The organism is uncultured Rhodococcus sp. (assembly GCF_963525155.1).
GTDB lineage: Bacteria > Actinomycetota > Actinomycetes > Mycobacteriales > Mycobacteriaceae > Rhodococcus_F > Rhodococcus_F qingshengii.
The window spans coordinates 1-19,036 of the sequence record NZ_CAURKP010000105.1 but is presented as its reverse complement, the minus strand read 5'-3'; the positions used below and the strand labels follow the sequence as shown (position 1 = coordinate 19,036).

The 19,036-nt window shown below is 64.0% G+C and carries 16 protein-coding genes; all 16 read right to left on the bottom strand.

The window, feature by feature from the left end; genetic code table 11:
• Window positions 1-203 precede the first annotated feature (203 nt).
• On the bottom strand, window positions 204-854 hold the full coding sequence (locus RWT78_RS19370; RefSeq protein ID WP_003941752.1) for a cell division protein SepF: 651 nt from the start codon (window positions 852-854) through the stop codon (window positions 204-206).
• An 85-nt stretch (window positions 855-939) separates the two neighbouring features.
• Window positions 940-1,689, bottom strand: coding sequence for a YggS family pyridoxal phosphate-dependent enzyme (locus tag RWT78_RS19365; protein WP_030537030.1), 750 nt, complete (start codon window positions 1,687-1,689; stop codon window positions 940-942).
• A gap of 6 nt (window positions 1,690-1,695) precedes the next feature.
• Window positions 1,696-2,463, bottom strand: a complete 768-nt coding sequence (gene pgeF / locus RWT78_RS19360; protein ID WP_314677413.1) for a peptidoglycan editing factor PgeF — start codon at window positions 2,461-2,463, stop codon at window positions 1,696-1,698.
• Between the two features lie 108 nt (window positions 2,464-2,571).
• Window positions 2,572-3,759, bottom strand: a complete 1,188-nt coding sequence (gene ftsZ / locus RWT78_RS19355; protein ID WP_003941788.1) for a cell division protein FtsZ — start codon at window positions 3,757-3,759, stop codon at window positions 2,572-2,574.
• A gap of 239 nt (window positions 3,760-3,998) precedes the next feature.
• Window positions 3,999-4,637, bottom strand: coding sequence for a cell division protein FtsQ/DivIB (locus RWT78_RS19350; protein WP_007733212.1), 639 nt, complete (start codon window positions 4,635-4,637; stop codon window positions 3,999-4,001).
• A gap of 164 nt (window positions 4,638-4,801) precedes the next feature.
• Window positions 4,802-6,310, bottom strand: a complete 1,509-nt coding sequence (murC, locus tag RWT78_RS19345) for a UDP-N-acetylmuramate--L-alanine ligase (protein WP_314677406.1) — start codon at window positions 6,308-6,310, stop codon at window positions 4,802-4,804.
• Window positions 6,307-7,476, bottom strand: a complete 1,170-nt coding sequence (murG, locus tag RWT78_RS19340) for an undecaprenyldiphospho-muramoylpentapeptide beta-N-acetylglucosaminyltransferase (protein ID WP_003941767.1) — start codon at window positions 7,474-7,476, stop codon at window positions 6,307-6,309. Before murG ends, murC begins: the two co-directional genes overlap by 4 nt.
• Window positions 7,473-8,951 (bottom strand): putative lipid II flippase FtsW, encoded by a 1,479-nt coding sequence (ftsW, locus tag RWT78_RS19335; RefSeq protein ID WP_314677403.1) that lies wholly within the window; start codon window positions 8,949-8,951, stop codon window positions 7,473-7,475. Before ftsW ends, murG begins: the two co-directional genes overlap by 4 nt.
• Window positions 8,948-10,471 (bottom strand): UDP-N-acetylmuramoyl-L-alanine--D-glutamate ligase, encoded by a 1,524-nt coding sequence (murD, locus tag RWT78_RS19330; RefSeq protein ID WP_314677400.1) that lies wholly within the window; start codon window positions 10,469-10,471, stop codon window positions 8,948-8,950. The genes ftsW and murD overlap by 4 nt, the downstream gene beginning before the upstream one ends.
• Before the next feature lie 5 nt (window positions 10,472-10,476).
• Window positions 10,477-11,559 carry a phospho-N-acetylmuramoyl-pentapeptide-transferase gene (gene mraY, locus RWT78_RS19325; RefSeq protein ID WP_003941699.1) on the bottom strand — a complete coding sequence of 361 codons (1,083 nt, stop codon included), beginning with the start codon at window positions 11,557-11,559 and terminating at the stop codon, window positions 10,477-10,479.
• On the bottom strand, window positions 11,556-13,115 hold the full coding sequence (gene murF, locus RWT78_RS19320) for a UDP-N-acetylmuramoyl-tripeptide--D-alanyl-D-alanine ligase (RefSeq protein ID WP_073512219.1): 1,560 nt from the start codon (window positions 13,113-13,115) through the stop codon (window positions 11,556-11,558). Before murF ends, mraY begins: the two co-directional genes overlap by 4 nt.
• On the bottom strand, window positions 13,112-14,746 hold the full coding sequence (locus tag RWT78_RS19315) for a UDP-N-acetylmuramoyl-L-alanyl-D-glutamate--2,6-diaminopimelate ligase (protein ID WP_314677417.1): 1,635 nt from the start codon (window positions 14,744-14,746) through the stop codon (window positions 13,112-13,114). The genes murF and RWT78_RS19315 overlap by 4 nt, the downstream gene beginning before the upstream one ends.
• A gap of 183 nt (window positions 14,747-14,929) precedes the next feature.
• Window positions 14,930-16,804: a penicillin-binding protein 2 gene (locus tag RWT78_RS19310; RefSeq protein WP_003941764.1), complete on the bottom strand. Its 1,875-nt coding sequence runs from the start codon at window positions 16,802-16,804 to the stop codon at window positions 14,930-14,932.
• On the bottom strand, window positions 16,801-17,445 hold the full coding sequence (locus RWT78_RS19305; protein WP_003941715.1) for a hypothetical protein: 645 nt from the start codon (window positions 17,443-17,445) through the stop codon (window positions 16,801-16,803). The genes RWT78_RS19310 and RWT78_RS19305 overlap by 4 nt, the downstream gene beginning before the upstream one ends.
• A complete protein-coding gene (gene rsmH, locus RWT78_RS19300) occupies window positions 17,442-18,455 on the bottom strand; it encodes a 16S rRNA (cytosine(1402)-N(4))-methyltransferase RsmH (protein ID WP_007730079.1) in 1,014 nt (337 codons plus the stop codon). The genes RWT78_RS19305 and rsmH overlap by 4 nt, the downstream gene beginning before the upstream one ends.
• A 190-nt stretch (window positions 18,456-18,645) precedes the next feature.
• On the bottom strand, window positions 18,646-19,036 hold a 391-nt coding region (locus RWT78_RS19295), incomplete at its 5' end, for a division/cell wall cluster transcriptional repressor MraZ (protein WP_314677390.1).

The following is a 19,036-nucleotide window of genomic DNA, read 5'->3' as shown; positions in this document are numbered from 1 at the left end:
AGAAGCGCGTCCACACCCTCACTCTGCCTGACGTCTGCGGTGTGTCCAAAACAGACACACCGCAGCAATTCCGGAACCGGTCCGCATCGAGTCCGTCTTGTAACGGCCGGCGATGGGTCCGAATGCGGCGTCCGCCGAGGCGGGCCGCCGTTCGAATGTGCTCACGTCACCCCTGCTCAGGGGCCGGACTGCGGTCGAGACCATCATTTCTGGCTGTAGAAACCCGTCTCGGCGATCCGACGGCGCTCCTCGGCGGAAACGTCGATGTCGGCCGGTGAGAGAAGAAACACTTTGGTGGCTACCTTGTCGAAAGAACCACGCAATGCGAACGCCAGGCCGGCCGCGAAATCGACCAGACGCTTCGCGTCGGCGTTGCTCATGTCGACCAGATCCATGATGACGGGAGTGCCGTCCCGGAACCGCTCACCGATGGTGCGGGCCTCTGCGTAGCTCTGCGGACGCAGTGTCGTGATCTTGGCGAGCGGGCCGCCGTCGTCGACAACCGGCGCACGTCGCGCTTCGGGTCGCTCTGCGCGCGCGTCGACCGCGAGGTTGCCACGGCTTGCCGGGCGCGGCGCCATCGCCGGGCGGCTGCTGCGGCTGGGAACGGTGTCGACGCGGGGCCGGGAATCGTAGCGATCGAACTCCGCGTCCTCTTCGTCACGACGACTGGGCGCGTAGCTCGCCTTCGAGAAGGCAGGTTCGACGAACTCGCGGTCGTCGCGCTCGGCATAGCCGTCGTGACTACGACGGGGTGCGCGGCGAGCCTGATCGGGCTCCTCCACGTATTCGTCCTCGTAGTCATCGAGGGGAACCATGCCGAAGTAAGCCTTGAACTTATGCAGGTTGCTCATTGATCGACCTTCCTTGGCGCGGCGGAATCAATCCGACTGCGACCGGTCGCAGCGGTGTGGACGGGTTGGGCGATCACCTGAGCGATCACCTCGAGATTACTGGTCGTGAGCCGAGCAGTGCGGTTCCGACACGCACGCAGGTTGATCCGTGGCGCACTGCAGCCTCCAGATCGCCGGTCATACCGGCCGAGAGTTCGGTTGCCCGGGGATGCGATTCGAGGATCAAAAGATGTGCCCTGCGGAGGATTTCGAACTGCTCGTCCGGATCTGATCCAAGCGGCGGGACGGCCATCAGTCCCGCGAATTCGAGACCTTCGGCTGATTCGATCCGCTCGGCGAGAGGCGTTAGCTCGCCCGTCGGAACTCCGCCACGCGCGGGGTCTCCGTCGAGACTTACCTGGATGAGCGCCCGGAGCGGCTCCGTGCGCTCACCGTCCGACAAAGCACTCAGCGCAGCCCGATCGAGTGCATCGGCCAGTCGCGCACTGTCCACCGAGTGAATTGCATAGGCCCACTTCGCTACCGACCGAGCTTTGTTGCGCTGCAACTGTCCGATCATGTGCCAGCGAACCGGATCATCGATCGCGCCCGTCTGTGCAGCGCCGTCGAAGTCCGCGACCTTCTCCACTGCTTCCTGCTCACGAGACTCACCGAATTCACGGCACCCCAGCTCGTACAGGATTCGAGCGTCGGACGCCGGAAAGAATTTGGTCACCGGCAGCAGTGCTACGTCGGAAACCTCGCGACCGGCGGCAAGGCAGGCGGCCGCCAATCGCGCCCTCACCGAGTCGAGTGCCGTCGATATTTCTGTCAGCCGCATTTCCGTCTCGCGCATTTCTGCCTAGACGGTTTCCTGTGCTGCGGGCGCTTCCATCCAGATCACTGCAGCTTGACGCCCGGTCGGAGATTCTCGGCGATGACTGAACAACGCGCGATCCTCGATCGTGCACCGCGGGTCCTCGGCGACACCGGACACACCCGCGGCGAGCAACTGCTTACGCAGTCCCGCACGCAGATCGAGCCCCGGCGTGCCCTTCTCGGTGCGAGTTGCACTGCCCGGCAAGTGCTTTTCCACGTCCACGCGCATCGCAGCGGGTACCTCGTACTGGCGTCCGCTCGCAGCCGGACCGAGGAAGGCGCCGATACGCGAAACGTCCGCGCCCTGACGCACCATCTCCGCGAGGACGCGCGGGACGATACCGATGCGGGCACCGATCCGTCCGGCATGAACGGCCGCGATCACACCGGCCTCCTCGTCGGAGAGCAGAACGGGAACACAATCTGCACTGAGGGTGGCGAGCGCCAGGCCGGGAACAGTAGTGACCAGAGCATCCGTCACCGGAATCACTTCGTCGGTCGGTTCCGTCACGACAGTGACGTTGCGCGAATGGATTTGTTCCATCCACACGAGATGGTCAGGCTCGACGCCTATTTCGCGTGCCAGACGTCGGCGATTCGCATCGACGGCTGCCGGATCGTCTCCGACGTGATCGCCGAGATTGAACGACTCGTACGGTGACGCGGAAACACCACCGGCTCGGCTGGTCACGACGCGGCGAATGCGGGTGCGGGTGGTCGACTTCTCGGTACTCAAGATAAGTGTGCTCACAAACGTCGAAAGTTGTCGTCCGGCTCAGACGTGACCGGACATCCAGTCAAGAACAGGGTACCCAGAAATTCCGGGCACCCTGTTCTCGAAACTGTTTGTAGCCCTACGTCAGCGACGCATGAAGACCGGCACGTCGACGTCGTCGTCGCCCTCGTCTTCCTGGACCGGCGCATGGCGGGGGCCACCGATCGGAGGCAAGCTGCCCGAACCGGTGGTCTCGCGCGCTGCGGAAATCGGCTGCTCGCCAGCAGGTTCGGCGGCCACCGGTGACCGGCCGACCTCACCCGCGCGCCCGGCGCCGATAGCTCCACGTCCCTGCGCGGTCGACTCCACGGGACGACGAGCCGGAGCTCCTCCGTCGAATCCCGCAGCGATGACCGTCACACGAACCTCGTCACCGAGTGAATCGTCGATGACCGTTCCGAAGATGATGTTGGCGTCGATGTGGGCAGCTTCCTGCACCAGCGAAGCCGCCTCGTTGATCTCGAACAGACCCAGATCGCTACCGCCGGCGATCGACAGAAGCACGCCGCGGGCGCCTTCCATCGAAGCTTCGAGGAGCGGGGAATTGATCGCGGATTCCGCCGCCTTGATCGCGCGTCCCTCGCCCCGCGAGGAACCGATTCCCATCAACGCACTACCGGCACCGGACATGACACCCTTGACGTCCGCGAAGTCGACGTTGATCAGACCCGGAGTGGTGATGAGGTCGGTGATGCCCTGGACGCCGTTGAGGAGAACCTCGTCCGCGCTGCGGAACGCGTCCATCAGGCTGACGGCCGCGTCACCCAGCTGGAGCAGGCGATCGTTGGGAATGACGATGAGCGTGTCGCAGGACTCGCGGAGCGCCTGGATTCCGGTATCCGCCTGTCCCCCACGACGCTTGCCCTCGAAAGAGAACGGTCGCGTCACGACACCGACGGTGAGTGCGCCCAGCTTCCGGGCGATGCTTGCCACGACAGGGGCACCACCGGTTCCGGTGCCACCGCCCTCGCCTGCGGTCACGAACACCATGTCGGCGCCCTTGATGACCTCTTCGATCTCGTCCTTGTGATCTTCGGCTGCCTTGCGACCCACTTCCGGGTCGGCACCGGCGCCGAGGCCACGGGTCAATTCACGACCGACGTCGAGCTTGACGTCGGCGTCACTCATCAGAAGGGCTTGCGCGTCCGTGTTGACCGCGATGAACTCGACTCCCTTGAGTCCCTGTTCGATCATGCGGTTGACTGCGTTCACGCCGCCGCCGCCGATGCCGACGACCTTGATTACGGCGAGGTAGTTGTGCGGGGGCGTCATCGGCTCTCGCCTTCCGTGTCGTGTTTCACGCTGCTTGTCAGTGCTGCTGTCTTTGTTACTGCTGTTTTTGTAGCTTCATGCTCTTCGAGAACAACCCTAAACCTCAACCACAGGGTTAGAGTTATGTCAAGTATTCGATCTGAAACGAAACGCTATGCACCGTCGTCGCGTTCCGCCATTAGGCGCGCCGAGACACACCGAAGTATTTGCTGCGCACTGACGCACGGCTGCACCGTGCGCTATCGGACCGTCGGAAGATCGGGACTGGACACGTCGTACGTCTGCCCCGGTTGGGTCAACAGCGGAAGCGTCACAGCAGCCTTACGATCCGAGTGCTCGACACCGCCCCAGTTTACGACGCGACCGTCGAGCAGAGTCAGCGTGACACTCGAAATCGACCGAGCGGCAACCTCTCCCACCTGAAATCTCAGATCCGGCGGCAACACCGACAACACCTCGAGCGCGGCAAGCGTCGGCTCGTCGTTCCACCCGGGCGTCGGTGTCACCAGACGCGGAACCCCGGGCGGCGGGACGCCCATCTCGAAGTCGACGCCCTTCTCGTCCAGCAGGTGTGCACCCTCAGGTGAGTCGACGAAGACGACCGGTACCCGTTCGGTGACGGTGACGCGGATAGTCGACGGATACATCCGCTGCACACGAGCCGAGGCCACCTTCGGAATCGTCGCCACACGTGCGGCGGCGGCGCCGGTGTCTACCCGCATCAACGGCTGACCGGTCGGTACGGCCAGGAGCGAAAGGATCTGTTCCTCACTGACGGTCGTCGCACCGAGAACTTCGGTGCCCCGGACCGAGAGCACCGGAGACAACCAAGCCGTCAACGCAATTCCCACCACCAGCACGATTGCCAGCGGTGCCACGATCAGCGGTCGCTTGAACCACTTACGAGTCGGTGTGGGTTCGGGAGCCGGCTCCGTCGACCGCGTCGAGTATCGCGATTCGGTGCGAGTACTGCGCCGACGCGTACTGGTCGCTTGTCTGGCTCGAGGATCTCGACGCCCGCGCCGACTTCGTGCGTCGGGTGTCATCGCGGCGCGGGATGCGGCGCCGAACGCAAAGCATCGAGGATCTGTTTGCCGAGCATGGTCACGTCACCGGCACCCATCGTGATGACGATGTCGCCGGGGTGAGCCAACGCCGCCACCTGCTTCGGCGCCTGTGACAGATCCGGTTGATAGTGAACAGGTTTCGTGACCGACTGAGCGACCAGCGCTCCACTGACGCCCGGCATCGGCTCTTCGCGAGCGCCGTAGACATCGAGAACGACAACCTCGTCGGCCAAGTCCAGCGCCTGCGCGAACTCCTCGGCAAACGCGGCGGTGCGTGAATAGAGATGAGGTTGGAAGACCACGATCACGCGTCCGGCTGCCGAATTGGTCGACGACGAATCGTCCTCCGGTCGAACCAGATCCGCCGCCGCACCGAGAACCGCCCGAACTTCGGTCGGATGATGGGCGTAGTCGTCGAACACCCGGACACCACGCTCGCGGCCGGTGAACTGGAACCGGCGGTGTACGCCACCGAATCCGGCGAGCCCCTCGACGATCTCCTCCGTCTCGGCGCCGGCGTCACGGGCAGCCAGTAGAGCCGCAAGTGCGTTGAGCGCCATGTGACGACCCGGCACTGCCATCCGCACGGTTCGCGCGGCGCTCTCGCCGGCCAGGTGGAACTGCAGGACTCCCCCGACGTCGTGCGCATGGAAGCCCAGTAGTCGGACTCCGACCTCGACACCGTCGACAGGCTCGAAGGCTTTGCCCGCCTCCACTTCCTGCGCGTCTGCCGATCCGTAACCGAGGACCCGGATGTCCGAACGGCCCGAGGCCACGATTCGCTTCGCGAGATCCGCCGATCCCGGGTCGTCGAGGCAAGCAATCAAGAGCCCACCCGGACGCAACTTGTCGACAAAATCGTCGAACACCTTCACATACGCTTCGACGCTGCCGAAATAGTCGAGGTGATCGGCCTCGATGTTGGTCACGACGATCACGTTGGGGTCGTACTGCAGCAGCGACCCGTCACTCTCGTCCGCCTCGGCGACAAAGACGTCACCGCTGCCGTGATGGGCATTCGTTCCCGCTTCGTTGAGTTCGCCGCCAACGGCAAACGAAGGGTCGAAACCACAGTGCTGCAGGGCGACCACGAGCATCGAGGTCGTCGACGTCTTGCCGTGTGTACCCGAAACCAGGAACGTGCGATTGCCCTGCATCAGAGATGCAAGGACAGCCGGCCGAAGAATCACCGGGATTCCGCGGCGAGCGGCCTCGACGAGTTCCGGGTTGTCCTTCGGGATAGCCGCGTGCGTCGTGACGACGACGGTCGGACCACCCGGCAGCAGGTCGAGAGCATCGGCGTCGTGGCCGATCCGGACCTGCGCCCCGCGTGCACGGAGCGCCAGGACTCCTCGGCTCTCCTTGGCGTCCGAACCCGAGACAAGACCCCCGCGGGAAAGCAGGATTCGCGCGATGCCGGACATACCGGCGCCGCCGATTCCGACCATGTGTACTCGCTCGAGGTGGGCGGGCAGCGCGGTCATCGGTTTCCCCTTGCGTTTTCCTGGACGGCGTTTTCCTTTGCCGCGATGTCGAGCACGATCCGTGCGATCTCGGTTGCCGCGGTGCGGTGCCCGACGTTGGCAGCGCCACTGCTCATCTTGTCGAGGCGCGCGCTGTCGCTCAGCATCGGGACGACGGTACCGGCGACGAACGTCGGCGTGAGCTCGTTGTCGGAGACGATGATCGCGCCGCCCGCTGCGACAACGGGTTTCGCGTTGAGTTCCTGCTCACCATTGCCGTGCGGCAACGGAACGTAGACGGCCGGCAGCCCGACCGCCGAGACCTCGGCGACGGTCATCGCGCCCGAACGACAGATAGTCGCGTCGGCTGCGGCATACGCGAGATCCATCCGCGAAAGATAAGGAACAGCCACATACGGTGCCGTCTCCGAGTACTGCGTGACCTCGAGGGAGTTCTTGGGTCCGTGTGCGTGAAGGACCGAGATCCCGGCCTTCGCCAGTTCTTCCGCTGCTCCGGACACCGCGTCGTTGAGCGACTTCGCGCCTTGCGATCCGCCGAAGACGAGCAGAACGGGACCGTCCTGAGGAAGTCCGAAGTACTCGCGAGCTTGCGAGCGGAGTCCCGCTCGATCGAAATTGGCGATCGACGCGCGAACCGGGATGCCAACGATCTCGGCGTCCTGATCGCCGCGGTTCTTCACTCCGGAACCCGGAACAGCGGCAAGCACCCGCGTCGCCAGGCGAGCACCGATCTTGTTCGCGATACCGGCGCTCGCGTTTGCCTCGTGGATGACGATCGGAATCTTGCGCCGGCGCCGAAGAACACCACCACGTGCGGCAAGATACGCCGGAAGCGCGACGTAACCACCGAAACCGACGATCACGTCGGCGTCGACGGAATCGAGTACCTCGCGGGTCTTGCGCACCGAGGCGAGGATGCGTGTCGGCAGTTTGACGAGATCCATCGTGGGCTTACGAGGAAGCGGAACCGGGGGAATGAGCTCGAGCGTGTACCCGCGAGCCGGCACCAAGGTGGTTTCGAGACCACGCGCCGTCCCGAGCGCAGTGATTCTGGTGTCGGGTGCAGCGGCCTTGACTGCGTCCGCGACAGCAAGTGCGGGTTCGATGTGACCAGCCGTGCCTCCCCCTGCCACCACTACCGACAGAGCCGATTTGTTGCCGCTCACCTACGAATTCCTCGCTCTCGAACTTCTCGTGAATCTTGTGCCCTACGTGTCGGCGCCTGCCGACGCTGACCATTCTGCCCTCCCGCGGTGCGCTTCCGTGACCCAGCGGCCGCACCTCGGTTGGAATCCGAGGAAGGGCGAGCACCTTGATCTGCCCGCTTGCGTCGATCGCCCGTCTCGATCGCGCGCCGGCCGTCGCGTCCGCGTGCCGGTTCGATCTGCCGTGCGGGCTTCGGTCGACGGATCGGCCGGCCCCCTGACGGCGGGTGGTACAGCACGGGCTTCGGCAGTCTGAGCAACTTCGAGATCTTGCCGTCCTGCCCGGAGTTCAGAGCGGCAACTGCTTCGGGCTCGTGGCGCGCTGCATTGGCGATGACACCGAACATGAACAACGTGATCGCCAAGGACGAACCGCCGGCGGAGACCAAGGGCAACTGGAGTCCGGTCACCGGCAGCAGTCCGATGACGTAACCGATGTTGATCATTGCCTGGCCGACGATCCAGGTAGTTGCAGTGGCCGACAGGAGCCGCCAGAACGGATCGATGCTGCGGGCTGCGATCCGCAATCCCGTGTAGACGAATACAGCGAACAAACCGATCACCACTGCGCAGCCGACAAATCCCAACTCTTCGCCGATGATCGCGAAGATGAAGTCGTTGTGCGCGTTGGGTAGGTAGTTCCACTTGGCGACGCTCTGACCGAGTCCACGTCCGAAAAAGCCCCCGTCGGCGAGCGAATACAAAGCCTGCTTGGCCTGATAGTTGTTGCCCTGCAGGTCGTCGCTCTTGTTGAAGAAGGCTTGAACTCGATCGGAACGATAACCGGCCGTCATCGCCAGCACGCCCGCCACGACGACGCCCGTCACCGCTATCGACCCGAAGAGCTTCAGTGGCAGCCCACCGAACCACAGCAGGGCGCCGACGATGATTCCCAATGCGATGGTCGTACTGAGGTTCGGTTGCGCGACGACCAGCGCGAAGACCAGCATTGCTGCGGGCACGAGCGGAATCAGGATCGACTTCACGGATCGGTCGTCCGGCCGCCGCGAAGCCAACAGATGGGCGCCCCAGATCGCCAACGCGACCTTCATGATTTCCGAGGGCTGCACCGAGAACCCGCCGACGTTGAACCAGCGACGCGCGCCCTGCGCTTCTGTGCCGATTCCCGGAATCAGGACGAGTACCAGCATGATCAGCACGACGACGAACAGCGGAAACGAATACTGCCGGAGCACTCTCGCCGGGATCCGCAGCGCGACGTAGAAGAGCACAGCTCCGAGAATCGCGAAGATCAACTGCTGGGTGAACAACGAATACGCCGAGCCACCGGACACGTACTGCTCGACGCTCGACGCCGACAGAACCATCACGAGCCCCAAGACAGTCAACATCGTGGCAATCGTCACCACCAGGTGGAACGACGCCAACGGCCGCGCCAACCAGGCACCGATTCGGGTCTTGGGACCCTTGGTCATCGCAAGTTCCCGGCTTGGCCAAGCGAATCCGTGAACGGATCGGGTAATGCGGCTACGGCGGCGGCGAAGCTGTCACCACGATGTCCGTAGCTGGCGAACATGTCCAAGGACGCGGCGGCCGGGGCGAGTACAACTGCATCACCGGGGGACGCCAACTCGGCAGCTTCGACTACCACTGCGGCCATGACGGCATCCGCGTCGGCACCCGACGGCAGCCGGATGGTGAGAGTCGAGTTGCTGCTGTTTTCGCTCACCACTGCATCGTCCCCCGACATCACGTGCACCACGGGAACATCGGGCGCGTGTCGCGCGAGCGCGTCCTCGATCACACCAGCGTCACGCCCGAGGAGGACAGCGCCGGAGAGTCGAGGGCCGACTTCGCTCACCAATTGGTCGACGCTGGCTCCCTTGAGCAGACCGCCTGCAACCCAGACGACGCGATCGTGTGCGAGTAACGACGGCCTGGCTGCGTGCGGATTGGTGGCCTTGGAATCGTCGATGTACACAACGGACCCGACACGGCCGACCAGCGCCCCTCGGTGTGGGCCGACCTTGTGTGCGGCCAGACCGCGTTCGACGACGTCTGCCTCGAATCCGAGTGCCCGCGCCAAGGCGGCGGCGGCCAGCGCGTCCATGACGCCTGCCGGGCCGGCGGGGTCTATCGACGCTGCTTCGGCCAAGCGGACGTGATCGCCGAATGCGTTGTCCACGAGGTGTCCCGCTTCGACACCCAGTTCTCCTTCGCCCGGTTCACCCAATCTGAACCCGGTGACAATGTCTGCAGTTGCGCGAGTTCCCAGTTCGGAAGCGATCGCGTCATCGAGGCCGACCACCGCGACCTTTCCGCTCAGCGCCCGCGACTTGGCCTCGGCGTACGCGCTCATTCCGCCGTGCCAGTCGAGGTGATCCTCGGCGACGTTGAGGACCACGCCGGCATCCGGACGCACCGAAGGCGCCCAGTGCAATTGGAAGGACGACAGTTCGACAGCGAGGTACTCCACGCGCGGCGACGTCTCGGCGAGTGCGTCGAGTATCGGCAGCCCGATGTTTCCGCAGGCTCGGCCGACAACTCCGGCGGCGTCGAGAATCGAGGCCAGCATCGACGTCGTCGTGGTCTTTCCGTTCGTCCCCGTCACGACGAGCCATTTACGCGGTGTGCCGAAGTGCCCGCTGTGGTCGACGCGCCAGGAGAACTCGACGTCTCCCCAGATGGGAATCCCGTGACCGGCGGCGGCTGCAAGGATCGGTGCATCCGGCCGAAAGCCGGGACTGGTGACTACGAGCCCGTACTCGGTGATCGAATCCGGAGCATCCTCGATCGAGGTGGTGGTCACCATGCCCGCGCCGAGCTCCGCGCAGCGCTCCGCGAAGTCCAAGGTCGAATCGGCAACCGTCACGACAGCACCGAGGGCGACGAGAGGTTCGATGGTCGCTTGACCGGACACCCGCCCACCGGCGACCAGCACTCGCGTACCGCGGAGCCAGGACAGGTCGTTCTCGGAATCCGCTGAGCTGGTCATGGTTTTCAGCCTCCGAGCGCTGCGAGGTATTCGCTGTAGAAGAGTGCCAATCCGATAGCCGACGCAATAGCCGCCAGCAACCAGAATCTGATGATGACCGTGGTTTCAGCCCACCCGGCGAGTTCGAAGTGGTGATGGAACGGCGCCATTCGGAAGACCCGCCGTCGGCTGGACCGGAACACCGCTACCTGGATCACCACCGACGCGGCCTCCGCGACGAACAGTGCACCGATGACCACCATCAACAGTTCCGTGCTGGTGGTGATCGACAATCCGGCGAGCATGCCGCCGAGGGCAAGAGAACCGGTGTCGCCCATGAAGATCTTGGCGGGTGCGGCATTCCACCAGAGGAATCCGATGCACGCGCCGGCGCCTGCCGCGCAGAGCACCGCAAGGTCGAGCGGGTCTCGGACGTCGTAGCAACCCTTGCCGGGATTCGTCTCGCACGAGTAGCGGAACTGCCAGAACGTGATGATGACGTAGGCGCCGAGAACGAAACTCATCGCACCGGCGGCCAATCCGTCGAGGCCGTCGGTCAGGTTGACGGCATTGGACCAGGCGCTGACCAGTAGGTAGCAGAAGGCGATGAAGACCACGGACCCGAGTGAGACGGTGGCGATGTCGCGCACGTACGACAGATGAACACTGCCCGGAGTCAGCCCGTCGTCACCGCGGAACTGAAGGGCCAGGATTCCGAAGGCAATGGCAGCGACGAACTGTCCGACCAGCTTCGCTGTCTTGTTCAGTCCCAGATTGCGCTGCTTGCGGATCTTGATGAAGTCGTCGAGGAAACCGACTCCACCGAGCGCGGTGGTCAGACCGAGAACGAGTAGGCCGGACGCCGACGGTCCCTCCGCGTTGTCCATGCCGAGACCGATGAGGTGTGAGCCGAGATAGCCGGCCCAGATTCCGGTCAGGATCGCGACGCCGCCCATTGTCGGCGTGCCGCGCTTGGCCTGGTGACTGGCTGGACCTTCGGTTCGGATCTCCTGCCCGAAACCTTGTTTCGAGAACGCCTTGATCAGGATCGGCGTGAGCATGATGGAGACCGCCAGCGCGATGCCTGCGGCGAGAAGAATCTGGATCACTGCGAATCCCCGCCGTTCTCGCCATCGGTGTTCGCGTCACCGGTGTTGTCGCTGGGCGTTGCGGCCAGTATCGCTTCGGCGACCGTCCACAGTTCCACCGACTTGGACGCCTTCACCAGGACGAGATCGCCCGGTTCGAGTTCCGCTTCGAGAATGGCGATTGCCGCAGCTGCGTCGGGCACGACGACGGACTCGTCACCCCACGACCCCTCCATCACCGCACCTTGATGCATCGCACGCGAGGTGCGGCCCGTTCCGACGACGATCAACTTGCTGACATCTAGTCTGACGGCCAGGCGACCGATCGCGTCATGCTCGACGACCGATTCCGGCCCGAGTTCACCCATCTCACCGAGCACAGCCCAGCTACGGCGCCCGAAGTGCCGATCCGATCGCGCCATGGACACCAACGCTTTGAGCGCAGCGCGCATGGAATCGGGATTGGCGTTGTAACTGTCGTTGACGACTGTGACGCCGTCGGCGCGCTCGGTGACTTCCATCCGCCTCGCGGACGCTGCCTTCGTGCCCTCGAGGACACGCGCGATGTCTGCAACCGCGAGGCCGTTCTCGAGTGCGACGGCCGCAGCGGCAAGAGCGTTGCTCACGTGATGTTCGCCGTGAACGGCCAGGCGAATACGCGCAGAACCCTGTGAACAGTTCAGTGTGAAAGAAGCCCTGGCCTGGTCGTCGACAACCACGTCGGTCGCCCGAACGTCGCAGTCTTCCGACTGGCCGACGAATACGATCCGGGCCTTGGTTCGACTCGCCATTGCGGCGACCATGCGGTCGTCGGCGTTGAGGACCGCAACTCCACCGTCGGCTGCCGACGGGAGTGCTTCCACCAGTTCACCTTTGGCGACCGCGATCGCTTCACGCGAACCGAACTCACCGAGATGGGCAGTGCCCACATTGAGAACTACGCCGATCTTCGGCGGCGCGATCTTCGTCAGTTCGCCGACATGACCGACCCCACGGGCCGACATCTCGAGAACGAGGAAGCGGGTCCTCTCGTCGGCGCGGAGCACTGTCCACGGCAGACCCAATTCGTTGTTGAACGACCCGGGGGGCGCAACCACCTCGCCGCACTCGCGCAGCAGCGCTGCTATCAGATCCTTGGTCGAGGTCTTGCCGGCAGAACCGGTGACACCGACCAGCGTCAGTCCACCATCGGCCGGTGTGCCATCAGTTGCCAGTTCGTCGACGACTGCTCGGGCCAGAAGGCCGAGGGCATGCAGGACCGCGGCTCCGGACCCGTCGGTGTCGTGTTCGAGCAGCATCACTGCACTGGGACCGTCGTTCGGCACCGATGGAACGACGATTGCCGGAACTCCGACCGGCCGCGCCGCGAGCACCGCCACAGCGCCCGCTGCCACCGCCGCTTCCGCGTGATCATGACCGTCGACACGCGCTCCGGGTAGGGCGAGGAAGAGCCCACCTGGAGCTACTTTGCGCGAATCGAATTCGACGGTTCCAGTCACCTGCGTCGACGAATCGTCGACGTCGTGCAGGGTTCCTCCGACGATCTCGGCGATCCGAGAGAGCGTCATCGGGATCATTGCTTGCCTCCATGTGCTGTGTTGATCGCGAATCGGCCGATCATTTCGCCCAACACCTCGCGGTCGTCGAACGGGTGTTTGACCCCGTCGATTTCTTGACCTACTTCGTGGCCTTTGCCTGCCAACAGGACGACATCTCCTGGCTGTGCCCACCGGACTGCTTGCTCGATCGCGGCGGCCCGGTCCCCCACTTCGCGAACCTCGCCGCGTTCGGATTCGGGCACGTCCATGGCGCCTTGCATCACCGAAGCGCGAATCTTCGCCGGATCCTCGGTGCGTGGGTTGTCGTCGGTGACGATCAGCAGGTCTGCGCCTCGCGCACCCGCTTCACCCATGAGTGCCCGTTTGCCGGCATCGCGGTCACCGCCCGCACCGACCACCACGGCCACTCGGCCGGGAACCTGGTTGCGCAGCGTGGCGATCACGGCTTCGAGCGCTGCCGGCTTGTGGGCGTAGTCGACCACGGCGAGAAAGCTCTGCCCCCGGTCGATCCGCTGAACTCGCCCCGGGACGTCCACGGTCCCGAGCGCTCGAACAGCCGCGTCCGGGTCGAGTCCCGCAGCAAAACTGACGGTCAACGCCAGCGCAGCGTTGGCCACGTTGTATCGCCCGGGGAGACGAAGTGAGACTGGCCACGACTGTCCGTCCGGCCCGACCAACTCGAAGGTCTGCGAGCCGTCCTCGGCAACCTCGACTGCGCCGACCGTCCACTTGGCCTCGGCCGTCGAGGTCGAGACCGTTGTCACCGCGTCGCTCTCGTCGGTCGCGGCCAACTCGGCCATCCGTCGACCCCACACGTCGTCGACGCAGACGACGGCATGCTCGGCTCGCACCGTCGACTCGGGATCGAACAACCGAGCCTTGGCCTGGAAGTACTCCTCGAAGTCCCGATGGAAATCCAGGTGATCCTGCGAAAGATTGGTGAACGCGCCGATGTCGAAGCGGATGCCGTCGACGCGTCCGAGAGCAAGAGCGTGACTGGAGACCTCCATGACGACGGTATCGATCCCCTGCTCTGCCATCACGGCGAACAGAGCATGCAGTTGCGGAGCTTCCGGCGTGGTCAGAGCGCTGGGCACCCGGCGGCCGTCGATTCGAGTCTCGATGGTCCCGACCAGGCCGGGCTTGCGGCCGGCTCCGGCAATCGCAGCTTCGAGCAAGTACGACGTCGTGGTCTTGCCCGATGTGCCGGTAATACCGACGACTTGCATCTTCTCCGAGGGCCGGCCGTAGATTTCCGCTGAGATCTCACCGAGCACATCCCGCGGGTTCGGATGAACGAGAACTGGGACGGACCGGTCAGGCGCCTTGTCCGCGGCCTCGATCAGTTCGAGGCCGGCCTCGTCGGTCAAGATCGCGGTCGCACCGCGCCCCAGAGCGTCGACGGCGAACTGAGCGCCATGGGTCCGTGCACCGGGCAGAGCGGCGAAGAGGTCATCGGTCACGATTCCCTGCGCACGCAGGTCGACGCCCTTGACGACGACCTCCGAGGACTGTGATCCCGGTTGCCCCACCCATTCGAGGCGAGCCCCGGACAGTTCGGAGAGCGCCGTGATCGCGGTAGCAACCGGTTGTGTCGGACGCGTCCCGGGAGCGCCGTCCGAGTTCGACGATTGCAAACGATTCGGCACTGTCACTCGACTCCTGGCAATTGTCGTTGTTCTATCGCGGTCGTTGTCTATGGCGGTCGTTGTCTATGGCGGTCGCAACGCAAGCAAAGTTCGGCGCACTGCGATGAATGAGGTTACTGCGACGTTTGAGATTACCGTGTCCGGGATTCACCCGAAGACCGTGTCGAAACCGACACACCGCAATCAGTCCGCCTGCAACACCAACTTGCGACCGGGGTCCGGCGACATCGGGACACTGTCGCGCTGGAGCATCCACGACGCGATGTTGTGGAACAACGGTGCCGCCGACTGACCGCCGCCGCCGTCCACGCCGCGAACCGGTGCGTCGAGCATGATTCCGATCACGAATCGAGGATTGTCCGCAGGCGCGATTCCCGCGAAGGTGATCCAGTAGTTGGAGTTGGAGTAGCACTTGCACGCGGGATCCACCTGCTGCGCGGTCCCGGTCTTTCCACTGACCTGGTATCCCTCCACACCCGCGGCAACACCGGTTCCTCGTTGGTTGCCGGTGTCTTCCTGAGTGACCGACCGGAACATGTCCCGAACGGTCGCCGCTGTCTGGGCGCTGACCACCTCGACGCCCTCGGGCTGCGGCGTCTCGGTCCGCGTGCCGGAAGAATCGACAGTCGACTTCACGATCCGCGGAGGAATTCGCACGCCGTCGTTGGCAATGGCCTGGTACATCCCGGTCATCTGCAGGGTTGTCATCGAGAGACCCTGCCCGATCGGCAGGTTCGCGAAGGTTCCGCCCGACCACTGGTCGCGACTCGGAACGCTGCCCGCGCTCTCGCCGGGAAGTCCGACGTCGGTGCGTTGTCCGAGGCCGAACCTGTTCAGCATGTCTGCGTAGCGATCCTCGCCCACTCGCTGAGCGAGCATCAAGGTGCCGACGTTCGAGGACTTTCCGAACACACCGGTAGAGGTGTACGGGGCCACACCGTGATCCCACGCGTCCTTGACTGTGGCACCGGACATCGTGATGCTGCCCGGGACCTGCAGAACTTCGTCCGGAGTTGTCTTACCGTCCTCGATGGCCGCTGCTGCGGTGACGATCTTGTTCACCGATCCGGGCTCGAACGGCGTACTGACCGACGGATTGCCCATTTCGGCTGTCGGCGCGTTCTTGTCGATGCCGATTGCGGGGTTGAAGGTGCTGTCGTTGGACATGGCCAACACCTGTCCCGTCTTGGAGTCCATGACCACAACCGAAGCGTTCTTTGCGCCCGACTTGTCCTTGGCGATCTGGACCTGCTGCTGAACGTAGAACTGGAGGTCCGAATCGATGGTCAGCTCGACACCCGAACCGTTGACTGCCGGTTGCTTGTCGCGCCAGCTACCGGGGATCACAGCGCCGTCGGAACCGCGGTCATACGTTTCGGATCCATCGGTTCCGGCGAGTGTGGAGTCCATCGAATCTTCGAGACCGAGCAAACCGTGCCCGTCCCAGCCGGTCGCGCCGACGAGATTCGCGGCCAGAGAGCCACCGGGGTACTCGCGGATGTCCTGACGCTCGAGGCCGACCTCCCGGAACTTGTCCGAGATCTCGGCAGCAACCGCCGGATCCACACTGCGCGCGAGGTACGTGAAAGTCTCGTTGCTGTTCATCTTCTGAAGCAGATCTTTTTCCGGAACGGTATCGCCGAGCTTGGCGTGGATTCCGGCGGCGATCTCGGCGAGGCGATCGCTCACTTCCGGCGCCTGCTTGTCACCCTCGGCTCCCTGCTCGATGCTCTTGGCGCGCGCTTCCTCGAGTTCCTTGCGTACCCGCACCGGCTGGAAAGTCAGCGCCTTGGCTTCCATGGTGAAGGCGAGGGGGTTTCCGTTGCGATCGGTTATCGAGCCACGTACAGCCGGATCGACCTGGGTCGTGGTTCGTTGATTGGCAGATTCCGCAGCCAGACTCGGCGCGTCGATTCCCTGAATCCACAAGAGCTGCAATGCCGCAACGGCGAGCGCACCACACATGGTGATACGACCGACTCGCTGACGAAACGGAAATGAGGCGGTGGCCGAGCGGCGCGGACGCCGACCGGGGTTGTTACGGGAGTTCTGACTCACCGACGTTCCTCAGGCGGAGCAGGCACCGCCGTCGTGGTGGCGGGTGCTGTCGTCGTGGGGATCACAGGAACCAATTGTTCACTCTGCGCGAGGTTTCGCGTGTTATTCGGAACGCTCGGCGTGGCTCCGGGAGCAACCGGCGTTGTGGTGCGCGGGGGTGTCGCAGTCGGTGCGGGCACCGATGTGGGCGCATCGAGCGGCGGCATAGCTCCGGCAGTCGCGGGAGTCGGCGTTCCGACGACCTCGACCGAACCGTCCGGATGAACTACCAGTCGTGCAGGGTCCTTGGCGGGGACCATGCCGAGAGCGCTTGCCTGATTTGCCAACTCCGGAGCCGAGTTACGCGACTGGAAGTCACGTTCGAGCGCTGCTTTCTGCTCGACCAAAGACTGGTTGTATGCACGTGCATCACTGAGTTGGTACGAATCCTCGGCAGCGCGAGTGGTCAGCAGCAGAGTCACCGCGAGGCCGATGGACAGAAGTCCGATGACGGAGGCCACGAACGGCACTCTCCCCTTGAGCATCGCCCGAGGAGAGATAGACGGGCCGGCAGCAGCGACAGTTCCGGTCCGGCCTGCCGCCCGTGCGGTGCGCTTGTCGTATGCACGTTGCGCTGCACCGGATTTGCCCTGACGACTCATGCCCGCCTCCTGGAAATGCGTTCTGCGGCACGCAAACGCACCGGAGCTGATCGTGGGTTCTCTTCGATTTCCTGCTCTGACGCACGTTCTGCGCCACGGGTGAGAATGCGGAACTCCGGTCCCATACCCGGCAACTCGACCGGTAGTCCTTCAGGACTGGTGGACTTCGAGCGGGGAACCAACTCCGCCTTCACAACTCGATCCTCGAGCGACTGGTAGGACATGAACACCACTCGCCCACCGACTGCCAGTGCGTCGAGCCCGGCAGGAACGGCTGCACGAAGCGAATCCAACTCGGCATTGACTTCGATCCGCAGCGCTTGGAAGGTGCGCTTGGCCGGGTGTCCCCCCGTGCGCCGCGTGGCTGCCGGGATTGTTCGGTACAGCAATTCGACCAGAGCTGCACTGGTGGTGAAGGGTTCACGCTCACGCTGCCGAAGGATCTCGGACGCAATCTTTCCCGCGAACCGTTCTTCGCCGTACGTGCTCAGAATGCGAGCAAGGTCGCCGTGACTGTAGGTGTTCAGGACCTCTGCCGCGGTCAGCCCGACCGTCTGATCCATCCGCATGTCGAGAGGAGCGTCGATCGAGTACGCAAAACCTCGGTCGGCTTCGTCCAACTGCATCGACGACACACCCAGATCGAAAAGGATCGCGTGAACCGACTCCGTCGACGGCAGACCTGCCTGTTCGAGCGCGTCCTCGATCCCGTCATACGTGGTGTGCACGAACGTCGTTCGGTCCGCGAATGGCGCCAGACGCTCGGAAGCGATCCGGAGTGCGTTGGTGTCGCGATCGAGACCGATGAGGTGAAGGCCCGGGTACTTGCCCAGGAAGAATTCGGAGTGGCCACCGAGCCCCAACGTCGCATCGATCATGTATGCGCCCGCTCCACCGTCACCGACGGCGGTGATGGCAGGGCCGAGAAGATCGTCGGCGCGGTGCAGAAGTACAGGGACGTGCGCGAAGCCATCGGCATCCGAGGGTTCGTTCACCTCGTGATCCACCATGGTTGCTCCGGCTCCTACTTTCATGATTTCCGATGACTTTTCGAAAAGGTGCTGACTTTCCGAGAAGGCGATGACTGTTCGAGAAGGCGAATGCTTCGAGGTCCCTGCCCGAAGGAGAACCTGGCGCTGGGGAAGTGCGTCAGGGTCTTTCCGGGCAGAGGCCTCGCGGCATTCGCCGGGGGCTCTTCGCCTAGACGATCTCGCTGAGAGATTCGCCTGTTGCCTGCGAATAGTCCTCTTCGTTGTCTCCGAGATACCTCTCCCAGGCTGCTAGATCCCAGATCTCGAGGTAATCGACGGAGCCGGTCACTACGCATTCCTTGGACAGGTTTGCGTAACGCCGATGATCAGCCGAGAGGGTGATTCGCCCCTGGGCATCGGCGTGCTGTTCATCTGTGCCGGCGGCCAGAGCACGGACATACGCCCGAGCTGCCGGATCATTGCGTGGAGCTGCCGCTGCCTTTCGAGCAAGCTTGACGAACTCGTCCCGGGGGTAGATGGCGAGGCTGTGATCCTGACTCTTGGTGATCATCAATCCTCCTGCCAGTTCGTCTCGGAACTTTGCCGGCAAAGTGAGCCGA